The organism is Streptomyces phyllanthi, from assembly GCF_009377205.1.
Taxonomy (GTDB): domain Bacteria; phylum Actinomycetota; class Actinomycetes; order Streptomycetales; family Streptomycetaceae; genus Streptomyces; species Streptomyces phyllanthi.
Map to the genome: position 1 here is coordinate 1 of NZ_VJZE01000223.1, position 14,309 is coordinate 14,309.

Genomic DNA, 14,309 nt, shown 5'->3' on the forward strand with positions numbered 1-14,309 from the left:
AGTTGTGTATAAGAGACAGCGCCTTCCACCGGTTCCGGCAGCCCGGCGGGGTACGGGTGTGGGTGCCCGCCTCGTCCCGCCAGTCCGTGTTCACGGCGTACGCGCGTGCGTGGCGGGTGGTCGCGGGCGGGGAAGACGGAAGCGGGTGGGACGACGAGACCCAGGCCGACCTCTTCGTGGCCTGGCTGCGTACGACGACGCGGCCATGGCTTGTCGTACTGGACGACGTCGACGAACCGGCGGACCTGCGAGGCATCCGGCCGGTCGGGGACCACGGCAAGAGCATGATGACGACCCGTCGGCGGGACGCGGCGGTGATCCGTTCGTCATCCCGGATCGTGCAGGTCGGAACCTTCGCGCCCAAGGAGGCCGTCGACTACCTCCGCTCACGGCTCGCGGCCGACGAAGGCGGGGACGACGACCGGGAACTGCACGCGCTGGCCGACACGCTCGGCCACTTCCCGCTCGCGCTGTCGCAGGCGGCGGCGTTCCTCATCGACACCGGCATGCGCTTTACCACGTACCGTCAACTCCTGGAGGACCAACGGCAGACGCTCTCCGATCTGCTGCCGGCGACCTCCCCGGCCGACGAACACGGCGACACCGTGGCCACCGCCTGGCAACTCGCCTTGAACAGGGCGGAAACCCTCGCGCCCGCCGGAAGCGTCAGGGCCACCCTGGAACTTCTGTCGATGCTCGCATCGGACGGCATCCCGGAGGCGGTGTTGCAGACGGCGGCGGCCCGCCGGTGGATCGTGCGGGGAGCGGACGACCACAACGACACAGACCGCGGCCCGGCGCAGCCCGGTGAGAGGGCCGTGCTCCTCTCGCTGCGCGCTCTGCACCGGCTCAGCCTTGTGACGCACGACGTGTCCCGCACACCCGCCTCGGTCGAGGTACACGCTCTCGTGCAGCGCGCGGCACGCGAGAGCGTGCCGGAGCAGGTCCGGCCGTGCCTCGCCATGGCGGCCGCCGACGCGGTCGAGGAGCTCTGGTCGTCCACGGCGGAGTGCGCGTATGAGCCTGGCACGGAGGCAGCCCTGTACCGCAACGTCGAAGTCCTGCGCCGGACGACGGGCGGTGACCTGCTGCGCGGCGGGCGCATGCACCCTGTCCTGCGCCGAATAGGCCCCTATCTGGCCGGACTCGGCCGCGACGCGGTGGCACGGGACGTCTGCCAGGAGTTGCTGGAGCCGGCGCGGACCCGCCTCGGGGACGAGCACCGCGATGTCCTGTACCTGCGCTGCCGGGTCGCCCTGGCCGTCGGCGAGCTGGGAGACGCGGCGTCGACACGCACATCGCTGGAGCACATCCGGCGGGAAGCCGAGCGGATCCTGGGCCCGCGAGACCCGGACACTCTGACGGTACGGCTGCACGAGGCCCGCTTCCGGATGGAAGAGGGCGCGGTGACCGCTGCTTTGAACGACTTCACCGAACTTGCCGACCAGGCAGCCGACGGACTCGGCACGAGCCATGCCCTGGTGATCGACGCGCGGAGCCACGCTGCTCTCTGCCGTGGCCTGGCCGGCGACGCCATCGGCGCGCGGGACGCCTGCGCCGCCCTTGTCGAGGTGCTTGAACAGCGGCACGGTCCCGGACACCTGCTCACGCTGAGTGCCCTCACCGATCTGGGCAGGTGGACCGGCGAGGCGGGTGACACGCATGCGGCGGTCGACATCCACCTGCGGGCCGTGGCAGGGCTGGAGTCCGCCGTCGGCCGCCTCCACCGGGACACCCTCATCGCCCGGCACAACCTCGCGTACTGGCGGGGACTGGCAGGCGAACGCGAACTCGCGGTAAAGGAGTTCACCGCCGCGGCCGAGGACGCCGAGCGCGCTCTCGGCGCCGACCATCCGACCACTGTCACCTACCGCGTCAACCTGAGCTTCTGGCGTGGCCTCGCCGGAGAGTCGGCCACGGCGCTCGCGGAGTTGGCCGAACTCCAGCCCACCGTCGACAGGGTGCTCGGTGCCGACCACCCACGTGCGCTGCGGACCCGCCAGCAACGCGCCGAACTCCTGGAACTCTCGGGCGACAGCGGCGGGGCAGCCACCCTGCTCACCTCACTGCTGGCCGACATGATCCGTGTCCAGGGCAGCGACCACCCGCGTACACGCGAGGCGGCGGAGGCGCTGGCCCGCTGCGGCAGGCGGGAGGTCCGGTGAGGTTTGCCGGTCTCCGTCAAGTCCTCGTATCGCGCGACGGAGCAGCAAGCAGACAACGGACAACCACGTAACTGCTGCGCGCCCCCGGCCGCGGCGGTGGTCTTGGGCGTCGGCGCCGAACCGGACACCTGCGGCTGCATTGGGAGCCGTCAGTCCCCCTGGTCAGGCACAGCAACTGCGTCCGGGTGTGCTCAAACCCCTCGTCTTCCGCGGCGCGATCTTCGTGGGCGGGGGCGGTGGTGTATCCGGCGGGGCCGGGGCCGATGACGATGACCTCGCGTATCCCGTATCCCGTATCCCGTTGTCGGTCACGAAGGTCGCGCCTCCGGCTTGGCGTCGATCTCGGCGATCAGGGCCTCGACGCGCGTCTTGATCTCGTCGCGGATGGGGCGGACGGCTTCGACGCCCTTGCCTGCCGGGTCTGCCAGGGCCCAGTCGAGGTACTTCTTGCCGGGGAAGATCGGGCAGGCGTCGCCGCAGCCCATGGTGATGACGTAGTCGGACGCCTGGACGGCCTCGGTGGTGAGGATCTTGGGCTTGGCGTCGGAGATGTCGATGCCGATCTCCTTCATGGCCTCGACCGCGGCCGGGTTGACCTGGTCGCCCGGGATGGAACCGGCGGAGCGGACCTCGATCCGGTCGCCCGCGAGGTGATTGAGGAATCCGGCGGCCATCTGCGAGCGCCCGGCGTTGTGGACGCAGACGAACAGCACGGAGGCGAGCGGACTGGAGGACATCGGTTCTTCCTTCGTAAGTGGATCAAGAGGGTTGCAGGGGAGGCCGGTTCAGGTGCTCGGCAGGGAGGCGAGCAACTCGGTGATGTGGGCGCCGATCTCGTCGCGGATGCCGCGGACGACGGCGATCGGGGCGCCCTCGGGGTCGGTGATGGGCCAGTCCAGGTAGCGGCGGCCTGGCAGGACGGGGCAGGCGTCGCCGCAGCCCATCGTGATGACGATGTCGGCGGCCTGCACGGCCTCCTCGGTCAGCGGCTTGGGGAACGCGTCGGTCAGGTCCACGCCGGCCTCGGTCAGCGCCTCGGCGACCGTCGGCTCGACCTCTGCGGTGGGGTGTGTGCCAGCGGAGGAAACGACCACGCGGCCCTGGGCCCGGTGAGCGAGGCGGGCGATGCCGGCCGCGAGGCGTTCGTCGGGCAGGACAGGGGGCGGGGATGCGGTCATGGGAACCCCTTTCGGGGCGTGGGTCCCCACGGGTGTGGAGATGCGGGTCCCAGGGATCATTCCAAGTTGATATCAGCCCGGAGTGATGTGAGAGTATCAGTCCATGCTGACCTCAGTCGACACTGATCTGATGCGGGTCCTCGCCGACCCGCTCCGGCTCCAGATCGTCACCCTGCTCGCCAGGGAGACGCTCTGCAGCACGCACCTGATCGAGGAGACGGGGGTCAGGCAGACCAACCTCTCCAACCATCTGAAGGTGCTGCGCGAGGCGGGTGTGGTGGAGACGGAGCCGTGCGGCCGGTTCACCTACTACCGGCTCAAGCCCGACGTCATCGCCTCGCTTGCCGGTCAGTTCGCCGAGTTGGCGGAGACCGCGCGCGCCACCGCCGAGAAGAACATCAAGCGGTCCTGTCCCTGACCCGGCGCCCGTCGCGTCGCCATCCGTACCACCGAGGAGTCCTGTTGACCGCCACCGAGGCCACCGAGCACGACAGAGCCGGAGAGCGCGCCATGGCCTCCGCTACTGAGCCGCAGCCCGCCCCGGGTGCTACCCCGCCGCAGGCTCCTCCGCTGATCGCCAGGGCTGCGGCCGAGTTGGTCGGCACGGCGGCGCTGGTCGCGGTCGTGGTCGGCTCCGGCATCCAGGCCACCGAGCTGACCAAGGATGTCGGGCTGCAGCTGCTGGCCAACTCCACGGCCACCGTCTTCGGCCTCGGCGTCCTGATCACCCTGCTCGGCCCGGTGTCCGGCGCGCACTTCAACCCGGCCGTCACCCTGGCCGAGTGGTGGACGGCCCGGCGCGGGGGCGCCGGCGTCACCCTGCGCGAGGCCGCGGTGTACGTTCCCGCGCAGGTCGTCGGCGCTGTCGCGGGCTCAGTCCTGGCCGATGCGATGTTCGGCGAGCCACTGGTGAAATGGTCCACGCATGACCGGTCGGCAGGGCACCTGCTGCTCGGCGAGGTGGTCGCGACGGCCGGCCTGATCCTGCTGATCTTCGGGCTGGCCCGCACCGACCGGCTGCGCTTCGCCCCCGTGGCCGTGGCTTCGTACATCGGCGCCGCATACTGGTTCACCTCGTCGACGTCCTTCGCCAACCCGGCGGTGACCATCGGGCGTGCCTTCACCGACACCTTCGCGGGCATCGCGCCCGGCTCGGTCGCGGGGTTCATCGGCATGCAGCTGATCGGCGCCGTGATCGGGCTGGCGCTCGTGGCTCTCATCTTCATGCCCGGTCGGGAAGCCGCCGAGTGACACGCACGTCGCCGACGACATCGACGGCCGTGCCCTGTTCGACGCGGCAACCGCCCTTCCCCACTCTCGGCAGCGCTCGAGCGGGGGGACCCCCATCGCGCCCTCGACGAGGGACGTACGGACACCGGCGGCGTCGCCTCGCTCGGCGGCATCGTCGCAGTCCCCGCCCGTCCGTGAGGCCCGTGGCCGCGGCCTGCTCAAGGCGAGCCCGATGTTCACCCGCCTCGTTTCCCGGCGGCGTCGAATGGGCCGACGGCATGGTGACGTACCCCCGGGGCCTCCTGGTTGTGGTCAGGTTGCGGCCGGTGCGATGGCCAGCAACTTGCCCATCGCGGCCAGTACGGACGGCTCGACTCGGTAGTACACCCAGGTCCCGCGCCGCTCGGAGGTGAGCAGCCCGGCCTCCTTGAGCTTCTTCAGGTGATGGGAGACGGTCGGCTGGGAGACGCCGACGTCGGAGATGTCGCACACACACGCCTCGCCGCCCTCGTGCGAGGCGACCGCGGAGAACAGCCGCAGCCGCACAGGATCACCGAGGGCCTTGAACATCCGCGCGGCCGTCTCGGCCTCCTCCGCGGTGAACGGGCGCTCGGTGAGCGGCGGGCAGCACGGCGCCACAGCCTTTCCGTCGGCGGGTTCCAGAAGCGGCAGCACCTTGGTATTCGACATGCATCTATGTTGACATACGTCGAACCAGTGGGCGAGGGTCGGCCGGCTCAGCTGTGGGAGAGGTAGGCGGCAATGCGTCGGGCGGCCCGGGCGGCCTAACGACCCACCCCGCGCAGGGAGTTCGAGGGCAGGCTGCGCTGCCACTCCAGGCCGACGTAGACCAGCCCCGGGTGCGTGAGTGACACACCGTCGCGGTGGCGGGGATGCCCGGATACGTCGAGGGCGCCGAGCGGCGCGAGGTAGCCCAGGTCGGGCCGGTAGTCGGTGGCCATGCGGCTCCCGGCCGAGCGGGCGCTGGCGGGCGAACCGCACGGGATGCCGTGCCGCGAGCGCGGCCTGTGCCCGTTCGGTGAGCTCTGCGGCGATCTGCACCGCGGAGTTTCCTGCGCCCGCGGAGTTTCCTGCGCCGACAACCACGATGCGCTGCCCGGCGAACCGCTCGGGCGTGCGGTGGCCGGCGACGTGCAGCGGAGTGCCGGCGTACGTCTCCAGCCCCGGCAGGTACGGGCGGTACGGGCGGTACGGGCGACCGAAGGAGTCGGATGCCGCCACGACGGCTTCGCCTCCAGTTGACGGCCATCCGTCAGGGCCAGGCGGAATGCGCCGTCGCCGGACCGGACTTCGCGTACCCGCGTCCGGGTGCGGGCGTCGGCGTCCAGCCGGGTAGGCATGGCGCAGTAGATAGGCGACGACGTCGTCGCGGTGCGGGTGGCGGTCAGAGTCTCTGTCGAAGGGCAGCCCGGGCAAGGAGCTGAACCCGGCAGGGGAGAACAGGGTGAGGCTGTCGTAGTGGCGCGGCCACGACCCGGCCGTCTGCTCCGACGCCTCCAGTGCCGCTGGCTCAAGCCCCTGCCCGCGAAGGGCATGCGCGGCAGTCGGACCGGACTGCCCGCCTCCGATCACTACGACGTCGACTCGCTCCACAACCCCCACCTGCTTCGATAGATGTCTATGTTGACGCTTATCGAATCAGGTGCCATGCTGGCGGCGTAGGCCATCGACGAATGTCGAAGCAAAGGGGAAGTTCGTGGCTGTGTCCATCAACAGCGTGCCCACCACCGGCCAGCCGCCCGTCGTGGTCATCGGCGCCGGCCCGATCGGCCTGGCCGCCGCCGCCCACCTCGTCGAGCGCGGCATCGAACCGCTGGTCCTGGAGGCCGGTCCCTCCGCCGGCACCGCCGTACGCGACTGGGCGCACGTACGGCTGTTCTCGCCGTGGGCAGAGGTCACCGACCCGGCCGCCGAGAAGCTGCTCGCGCCCACCGGCTGGGTCCGCCCTGACGGCGCCACCTACCCCACCGGCGGCGACTGGGCCGAGCACTACCTTCAGCCGCTCGCCGACGTCCTCGGCGACAAGGTCCGCTACGGCGCCACCGTGACGGGCGTCGCTCGCGCCGGCCGGGACCGGATCGTCGACGCCGACCGCGACGAGCAGCCCTTCACTGTGCACGTCCTGCTGGCAGACGGCAGCGAGGAGTGGGTCAGCGCCCGTGCAGTGATCGATGCCTCCGGCACCTGGTCCATTTCCAGCCCGATGGGCGCCGACGGCCTGCCCGCTCTCGGCGAGAAGGCGGCGGCCGACCGCATCTCCTACCGCGTCCCGGACCTGAAGGACCCGGTCGTCCGTACCCGATACGCGGGTAAGCGCACCGCGGTCATCGGCTCCGGAGCCTCCGCCTTCACCGCGCTGGCTCACCTCGCTGACCTGGCCAAGGAAGAGGAGGGCACGCACGCCGCGTGGGTCCTGCGCCGTGGCATCGGTGCGAACACCTTCGGCGGTGGCGAGGTCGACCAGCTCCCTGCCCGTGGCGCTCTGGGCCTGCGCGCCAAGGCCGCTGTCGAGGACGGCCACGCGTCCGCCGTGACCGGCTTCCGTACCCAGGCTGTGGAGCGCGACGGCGACCGGCTCGTCCTGGTCGCCGAGGACGGCCGCCGCCTCGACCCGGTCGACGAGGTCATCGTTCTCACCGGCTTCCGCCCCGACCTGTCCTTCCTCTCCGAAGTCCGCCTCGGCCTCGACGAGCGCCTCCAGGCCCCGACCGCGCTGGCCCCGCTCATCGACCCGAACGTGCACTCCTGCGGCACGGTCTACCCGCACGGCGTGAACGAACTCTCCCACCCGGAGCGGGACGTCTACCTGGTCGGCATGAAGTCCTACGGCCGCGCGCCCACGTTCCTGGCGATGACCGGCTACGAGCAGGTCCGCTCCGTCACCGCCGCGATCGCCGGTGACCGCGACGCCGCCGAGAGGGTCGAACTGACCCTGCCGGAGACCGGCGTGTGCGGCGGCGCGGGCCTGTACGACGACCCCGACGCCGCCCAGGGCAGCGAAGGCGGAGGCTGCTGCGCAACCCCCGCCACCCTCCAGATCGGTGTCGGCGCCCCGGCCGCCTCCTCCGGCGGCTGCTGACCGGCCCACCCACCCCAACCAGCAGGAGGTACGCCATGTCCCGCGTACAACTCGCCCTCCGCGTCCCCGACCTCGACGCGTCCATCGCCTTCTACAGCAGGCTGTTCGGCACCGAGCCCGCCAAACTCCGCGACGGCTACGCCAACTTCGCCATCGCCGAGCCTCCGCTCAAGCTCGTCCTGATCGAAGGCACCGCGGGCGAGGCAACCCGCATGGACCACCTCGGCGTCGAGGTCGAGACAACCGAGGCCGTCCACGCCGCCACCAGCCGCCTGAGCGAAGCGGGCCTGGCCACCACCGAGGAGAACGACACCACCTGCTGCTACGCCCTCCAGGACAAGGTCTGGGTCCACGGCCCCGGCCAGGAACCCTGGGAGGTGTACGCCGTCAAGGCCGACGCCGACACCCTGACCAAGCAGCCGGGCAGCGACTGCTGTGCCGGCCCGGCGAACGCCGGCACAAAAGAACCGGTCGTCGCGGGCGACTGCTGCTGATCCCCCGATGACCAAACTCCACACCAGCGAGGCCGTGACCGGGGCGGGGGACCGGTCACGGCCTCGCACACCCCTGCCCGCCCTCTGCGTCACGCAGATCACCAGCTGGGGAATCGTCTACTACGCCTCATGGAGACGACAGCACGCCTGGAGACGGGAACGCGGTTCTGAGGGCCTGGCGGCCCCGGGCGTTCTGATGAGCGTGGGCTTTCGAGGAAGGGGATCAGTTACCGCAGTTCAGCGTGTCCACGGAGCAGAACCCGACTTCGGGGTACTGGGGTGACGGCTGGTCCAGCAGGGGTTGCGGCGTGTTGCGGAGGTGCAGGTCGAAGAACGCCCGTGTGTAGCGGCGGGTGATCTGTGAGGTGCGGGCGGCGGGCAGGGTGGCGCCGATGTCGAGGCCGAGTTGTTCCGCGAGGAGTCCGACGTCGGTGAAGGAGGCGTGCTCGGCGCCGGCGACCACGAGCCATCGCTTCCACCCGGTCAGGTGCTCCCAGTCGCGCTCCCAGGTGACGACTGGGCCTCCACCTCCCGGGGTGTACGTGGACTGCCTGCCCAGGAACAGGAACGGCCGCGCCAGGCCGCTGTCAGGGATCGGGACCTGGGTCGTACCGTCGATGTCGATGCCGGCGCGTATCCGGGGGTCGGCGAGCATGGCGGCGCTGGTGCTCGCGCCTCCGACGGAGTGGCCCGCCATCGCGATCCGGTGCGGGTCGATCAGCCGAGCGCCTTTCCACTTCGGCCGTGGTCCGGTCAGTTCGTCGAGTACGAAGGAGACGTCGGCTGCTCGGCCTGTCACCAGCTTTTGCCAGAACGCCTGGTCATGGTCGACCTCGCAGGCGGCGCAGGTGGCAACTCGCCCGTCGGGGAAGGTGGTGGCGACATTCTCGTAGGTGTGATCGATTCCCGCCACTACGTAACCTCGGCTCGCCAGGTCCTCGGCCAGCGAGGTGAGCGTGGCGCGGGGTTTGGTGAAGCCGGGTGAGAGCACGATCAGGGGCAGACCGTGTCGGCGTCCTGCCGGTTCGGCGTCGCTGGTCGCGTTGGTTCGTGTCGTGCTCAACACGTCGGGCGGCACATCGGTGATGCCGCCGTCCTCGAGGAGGAGCTGCGACTCCGTCGGCGTCATGTACTGGGCCCGTCGCCCGCCCGAGGGCTGCGCCGGATACCACACGGAGACCATGAGTTCCCTCGCGTTCACGCCGGGGACCCACGGGTCGGGGCGGGAGGCGTCCTTCAGGTGCAGTGAGGCTCTGCCGACCGGGTGCGGGCCGGTGGGCCCGGGCAGATGCAGCGTGCCGCTCGATACGGCCGGCGATCCGGCGGGATCAGCCGCGGAGGACGCGTCTGCGGCGGATGCGGGCACGCACGTCCCCATGACGAGGAACCCGGCGAGGGCGGCCAGGCCGCGGCGCAGGATCCGGTTCCGGGGTGCCGACGGTGGGCTGCCCGGGGTCCTGGTCTCGTCGTCGCGGCTCACGGCGGGCGGTTCGGTCAGTGGCGCGGTCATGGTCGTCTCTCCCTCGGTTGCCAACTCCGGCTCCATGGACGCTAGGAGCGGGGCAGGCCCGGGCACGTCGGCCGTCGGGGCTGTTTCCGGTACCTCGCCGTGAGGAGGCCGTACGGCGTCATCCTCGCGATGTAGTCGATCGATGTATCCCGGATGATCAGGGTGATCGAATGGACGGATGTCGCCGCCGGGGACGTGGGCGAGAATGAGCCGGTGACGACCGTGCCTATGGCGGACCGACTGCTGGAGCGGGTCAAACCGGACCGACTGGGGGAGTGGTTCACACGGCTGACGCGCCCGACCGGTCCGCCCCCGCGGCCCACCCGGCGCGGCCGGACCTTCGACGCAGCGGTGGCGCTGGCCATCGGCGTCAGCTCCGTCTACTACGTACTCGACAACATGACCGGCATCGTCGACCGAGGAGACCGGCCCGTGCCCGCGCCGGGCGAGTGGATCGGTCCGGTCATCGTGGCGATCATCGCCTCGGCACCTCTGACGCTGCGTCGCCGGTACCCGCTCGCCGTGCTGTGGATCGTGCTGGCCGCGGTCATGGTGACGCCACACGACGCACCGCGGCTCACCTTCTACGCCTGCGTCGTCGCCGCCTACAGCGCCGCCGCCTACAGCCCCCACCGGATTCCCACCCTGGCAAGCCTGGGGGTGGCGGTGCTCCTGGTCAGCACGGACTCGGCGTTGCCCACTGTCCCCGACCAGTACGCCCCGTACCTGATCCTGGTCCCGATCGTCGTGGCGGCCAACGGCCTGCGCACCTGGAAGCTCAGAACGGACGAGGGCCGCAAGCGCCTGTCCGCGATGGAACGTGAGCAAGCCGAGGCGCTGCGCCGCGCGGTCGAACACGAACGCGCCAGGATCGCCCGCGAACTGCACGACGTGGTGACGCACAACGTCAGCGTGATGGTCATCCAGGCCGGCGCCGCCCGCAAAGTCATGGACGCTCACCCCGACCAGGCCCGCGAGGCGCTCCTCGCGGTCGAGGCCGGCGGCCGGGCGGCGATGACCGAACTGCGCCACGTGATGGGGCTGCTCACCACGGACACCCCTGCCGACCCCGACAGCCCCGGCCCGGCCGGCATGGTGGATCTGGCGCCACAGCCGGGGCTGGGCCAGCTGGAGACGCTGGTCGCACGGGTGTGCAAGACAGGGATGCCGGTCAAGCTGACGGTGACCGGGCAAAGGCGTCCGCTGCCGTCCGGGATCGAACTGGCCGCCTACCGGGTGGTGCAGGAGGCACTGACCAACACGGTCAAGCACGCGGCAGGCGCGAGCGCGGCGGTCACCGTCGACTACGCAGCCACCCGCCTCCGAGTAGAGATCACCGACACCGGCGGCACACCAGGTACGTCCAGGACCACCGGCAGCGCCACCGGAGCCGGACGCGGGCTGATCGGCCTGCGCGAGCGACTCGCCGTCTACGGGGGAACCCTGCGCACCGGGCCACACCGCGCCGACGGCTACCGCGTCACCGCACTGATCCCCTTGGAGGCCTCGTGACACGCTCGCCGCGCGTGGTGATCGCCGATGACCAGGCACTGGTCCGCACCGGCTTCCGGATGATCCTCACGGCCGACGGCATCGACGTGGTCGCCGAGGCGACCAACGGCACGGAAGCCGTCGACGCGGTCCGGCGCACCCGACCCGACGTGGTCCTGATGGACATCCGCATGCCGGAACTGGACGGCCTGGAAGCCACCCGCCACATCCTGACCGGAACGGACCATGAACCACGTGTGATCATCCTGACCACGTTCGACCTCGACCGCTACGTCTACGCGGCCCTGTCCGCGGGGGCCGCCGGTTTCCTCCTCAAGGACACCACACCCGAACACCTCGTCGCCGCTGTCCGCATGGTCCGCTCCGGCGACGCGCTGCTGGCCCCGGCCATCACCCGCCGTCTCGTCGAACGATTCGCCCGACACGACTCCGACACCACCGCGATCCACCGCGACCTGGCCGCACTGACCCCACGCGAGCTCGAAGTCCTGCAACTGCTGGCCCGAGGGCTGAACAACGCCGAGCTCGCCGACCACCTCCACTTGTCAGAGGCCACCGTCAAAACCCACGTCGCCCGTATCCTCGCCAAACTCGGACTCCGCGACCGCGTCCAAGCCGTCATCGTCGCCTACCGGACCGGGCTCGTCAGTCCCACCGGAGACGACACCACCCCGCCGGCCGCCGACGCACTGCCCTGAGCTCCTCCCGGATGACAAGGCACAGTGTCGGCAACGCGGGCCAGACGGGCCGGACAACCATGGTCGCGAACCCCGTCAGCGGGGATGCGGCCGCGGCCGCGAGGGTTGGCCGCCTGGCCGGTGCCCTGGAGTGGCGCGATCCCGTAACCGGGTACCGCCGACGCCGGCTCACCGGGCCGAGCTTCCCGGCGGAGGTCGCCGAGGTCCGTCTTCCGCCCGGTGCCCGCGTGCCGATCCCCGACGTCCCGGCTCAGCCCCTACGCAGCCCTACGCCCCCGCTCACCACTGAACCGTCGGCCGCGCCGACGTCGTCCCCGCCTGTTTCCGGGTCAGGACGGCGAACCCGACGGCGACGGTGCCCAGGGCCAGCCATGGCCCGGCGAAGCCCAGCCCGACCCCGACCGCGCAGTGAGGGCCCTGACAGATCTGCTTGAGGGGACTTCCGGTCGCGAGGGGCACGACCTGGCCGATCAGGTATCCGGCGAACATGTGCAGGCCGAGTACGATCAGCAGCCTGCCCGCCAGGCCGAAGGCCAGCAGGCGCACCCGGACAGCTGTCGGAGCCGGTGCCCGGCCGGCGGTCCTCAGCAGCCGCAGGGCAAGCAGGACGAACAGGCCCGCGGCCCCGATGAGCAGATAGTAGTCCCAGCGGATGACTCCGGTGGCATCGTCGAATGCCGTGCCGTCGAGCTCGGTCTGCGAGAACTGTGCCCCGGACAGGGCGGCCCCGTTCAGCCGGGCCCCGGTGAGATCCGCCTGGGTCAGGTCGGCACCGGTGAGGTTCGCGCCGGTCAGATCCGCCTGTGAGGCGCTCACCTGGGTGAGTTCGGTATCGGTCAGGTCCGCCTTGGCCAGCCTCGCGCCGACCAGATCCGCCTGGGTGAGGTTCGCCCCGCGCAGCTTGGCGCCGGTCAGGTCCGCGCCGGTGAAGTCGTCCTGGATGAGCGAGAGGCCGGCCAGGTCGGCGCCGCGCAGATCGGCGCAGCGGAATACGCGGTCGGAGTCAACGTCCTGCTGCGTCAGGCGCTTCCCGGCGAGCTGCTTCCCCGAGTGGGCGGCGCATTCGGAGGACTGCGACGCCCGCGACGACTCCAGCGCCACCGCCTGTGCCGGGCCCGAGGCGGCCAGCAGGACGGTGACGGCCAGCGCCCCGCAGACCCGTCGGACTGTCACAGGACCGGGCCCCGGTCTCCGCAATGACGCGAACATGCACTTCTCCCCTCCGCCAGGTCTCACCGGCCTCCTCGCGGATTCGGATCCCCCAGCCCCCGACACACATGGCGTCCCGCACCCACTCCCGTGCAGGCGAACGGCACGGTAAGCCGCCCTACTTGCCGTTCGCTTGCAACCTCCATCAGCCGGCCCAGGCCCGGTCGGATGCGTGGATGCGCGGATGGCGTCGCCCTGGACCCGGTCGTGCCGTCCGACGACCCTGGCCGGTGGCCCCACCGGCAGTGCGGCCAGTTCCAGCAGGCCGAGCAGGCCGAGCAGGCCGCGAGACCATCGAGTCGACACGGGTGAACTCTCGCCCTCGGGTTCCGAGCATGGTGCAATCGGTCGGACTACCGACAGCGAGCAGGGAGTGCATGGAACGCGCCGATGGAGAGGGACCGAGACCGGGAGCCCCGGAACCGGACCCGAACATGGCCGGGGGGCTGCGGGTAGGAGTTCTCGGCGAGCTGACCGTGACGCGGCACGGACGTGCCCTGAACCTCGGCGGGCCCCGGCAACGTGCCGTGTTCGTACTGCTGGTGCTGGCACGGGGCAGTGTGGTCACCAGCGACCGGCTGATCGACGCGGTGTGGGGAGAGGAGCCGCCACCCAGCGCGGTCGGCGCCCTCCAGGCGTACATCTCGCGGCTGCGACGGGAACTCGAACCGGGCCGGGCGGCCGGTACCCGCAGCGGTGTCATCGTGCGGGAAGGCGCCGGCTACTCGATGTCGCTCGTCGAGGACGCGGTCGACGCGTGGCGGTTCGAACGGCTGCTCAAGCGGGCCGGTCCGGCCGCGCCGTCGGGGCCGCAGACGGTGGCCCTGCTCACCGAGGCGCTCGCTCTCTGGAAGGGCAGCCCGGCCTTCGCGGGATGCGCGGACGAACCCTGGGCCCGAACGGAGGCGGTGCGTCTCGGTGAACTGCGTGAGGTGGTACGGGAGCGGCTGCTCGCCGCCCGCCTGGAGCGAGGCGAGCACGCCGAGGCTCTCCTCGCCGAGGCCGAAGCCCTCGCCACCGAGCAACCCCTCCGCGAGGAGCGTTGGTCCCTGCTGGCCCTCGCGCACTACCGGGCCCACGGACAGGCCGAGGCGCTCTCCGTACTCCGCCGCGCCCGCCGTATCCTCGCCGACCGACTGGGCATCGACCCGGGACCTGCCCTCCGCAGCGTCGAGGCCGAGATCCTGTCCCACGCTCCCTGCCCGGCCGCCCC

General features: G+C 71.1%; 14 protein-coding genes and 2 pseudogenes. 9 read left to right on the top strand and 7 right to left on the bottom strand.

The window, feature by feature from the left end:
• Positions 1–2,165, top strand: a 2,165-nt coding sequence (locus FNH04_RS26820; protein ID WP_228031634.1) for a tetratricopeptide repeat protein, incomplete at its 5' end; no start/stop codon positions are given.
• Positions 2,166–2,473: 308 nt separating this feature from the next.
• Here FNH04_RS26820 and FNH04_RS26825 read toward each other — a convergent pair.
• Positions 2,474–2,902, bottom strand: a complete 429-nt coding sequence (locus FNH04_RS26825) for an arsenate reductase ArsC (RefSeq protein WP_152788374.1) — start codon at positions 2,900–2,902, stop codon at positions 2,474–2,476.
• A 48-nt stretch (positions 2,903–2,950) separates the two neighbouring features.
• Positions 2,951–3,343, bottom strand: coding sequence for an arsenate-mycothiol transferase ArsC (locus FNH04_RS26830; RefSeq protein ID WP_152788375.1), 393 nt, complete (start codon positions 3,341–3,343; stop codon positions 2,951–2,953).
• Between the two features lie 103 nt (positions 3,344–3,446).
• Here FNH04_RS26830 and FNH04_RS26835 point away from each other — a divergent pair, with 103 nt between their 5' ends.
• The 3 genes and pseudogenes from FNH04_RS26835 to FNH04_RS47915 form a co-directional block, all read left to right on the top strand.
• Entirely contained in the window at positions 3,447–3,761 is a 315-nt protein-coding gene (locus tag FNH04_RS26835; protein ID WP_152788376.1) for an ArsR/SmtB family transcription factor, read from the top strand.
• A gap of 44 nt (positions 3,762–3,805) precedes the next feature.
• Positions 3,806–4,594 carry an aquaporin gene (locus tag FNH04_RS26840; protein WP_152788377.1) on the top strand — a complete coding sequence of 263 codons (789 nt, stop codon included), beginning with the start codon at positions 3,806–3,808 and terminating at the stop codon, positions 4,592–4,594.
• Positions 4,581–4,851: pseudogene (locus tag FNH04_RS47915) on the top strand (hypothetical protein); the annotation flags it as partial. The gene FNH04_RS26840 and the pseudogene FNH04_RS47915, both read left to right, overlap by 14 nt.
• A gap of 34 nt (positions 4,852–4,885) precedes the next feature.
• On the opposite strand, the gene FNH04_RS26850 reads toward FNH04_RS47915, so the two are convergent.
• The 3 genes and pseudogenes from FNH04_RS26850 to FNH04_RS49100 all read right to left on the bottom strand — a co-directional run.
• A complete protein-coding gene (locus FNH04_RS26850; RefSeq protein WP_152788378.1) occupies positions 4,886–5,263 on the bottom strand; it encodes an ArsR/SmtB family transcription factor in 378 nt (125 codons plus the stop codon).
• 95 nt (positions 5,264–5,358) lie between these two features.
• Positions 5,359–5,535, bottom strand: coding sequence for a hypothetical protein (locus tag FNH04_RS49095; protein ID WP_322723954.1), 177 nt, complete (start codon positions 5,533–5,535; stop codon positions 5,359–5,361).
• 121 nt (positions 5,536–5,656) lie between these two features.
• Positions 5,657–6,196, bottom strand: a pseudogene (locus tag FNH04_RS49100) (FAD-dependent oxidoreductase); the annotation flags it as partial.
• A gap of 100 nt (positions 6,197–6,296) precedes the next feature.
• Between FNH04_RS49100 and FNH04_RS26860 the strand changes: the two are divergent.
• Both FNH04_RS26860 and FNH04_RS26865 read left to right on the top strand, forming a co-directional pair.
• Complete coding sequence (locus tag FNH04_RS26860) at positions 6,297–7,673, top strand: FAD-dependent oxidoreductase (RefSeq protein WP_386573473.1); 1,377 nt, start codon at positions 6,297–6,299, stop codon at positions 7,671–7,673.
• Between the two features lie 35 nt (positions 7,674–7,708).
• Entirely contained in the window at positions 7,709–8,167 is a 459-nt protein-coding gene (locus tag FNH04_RS26865) for an ArsI/CadI family heavy metal resistance metalloenzyme (protein WP_152788379.1), read from the top strand.
• Between the two features lie 223 nt (positions 8,168–8,390).
• Here the strand turns inward: FNH04_RS26865 and FNH04_RS26875 are convergent, their stop codons facing one another.
• Positions 8,391–9,677, bottom strand: coding sequence for an alpha/beta hydrolase family protein (locus FNH04_RS26875; RefSeq protein WP_152788381.1), 1,287 nt, complete (start codon positions 9,675–9,677; stop codon positions 8,391–8,393).
• A gap of 228 nt (positions 9,678–9,905) precedes the next feature.
• Here FNH04_RS26875 and FNH04_RS26885 point away from each other — a divergent pair, with 228 nt between their 5' ends.
• Together FNH04_RS26885 and FNH04_RS26890 are read left to right on the top strand one after the other, a co-directional pair.
• Positions 9,906–11,189, top strand: a complete 1,284-nt coding sequence (locus tag FNH04_RS26885) for a sensor histidine kinase (RefSeq protein WP_152788383.1) — start codon at positions 9,906–9,908, stop codon at positions 11,187–11,189.
• Complete coding sequence (locus FNH04_RS26890; protein WP_322723950.1) at positions 11,186–11,887, top strand: response regulator transcription factor; 702 nt, start codon at positions 11,186–11,188, stop codon at positions 11,885–11,887. The genes FNH04_RS26885 and FNH04_RS26890 overlap by 4 nt, the downstream gene beginning before the upstream one ends.
• A 279-nt stretch (positions 11,888–12,166) precedes the next feature.
• Here the strand turns inward: FNH04_RS26890 and FNH04_RS26900 are convergent, their stop codons facing one another.
• A complete protein-coding gene (locus tag FNH04_RS26900) occupies positions 12,167–13,060 on the bottom strand; it encodes a pentapeptide repeat-containing protein (protein ID WP_194236830.1) in 894 nt (297 codons plus the stop codon).
• Positions 13,061–13,473: 413 nt separating this feature from the next.
• On the opposite strand from FNH04_RS26900, the gene FNH04_RS26905 reads away from it, so the two are divergent.
• On the top strand, positions 13,474–14,309 hold an 836-nt coding region (locus FNH04_RS26905), incomplete at its 3' end, for an AfsR/SARP family transcriptional regulator (protein WP_194236831.1).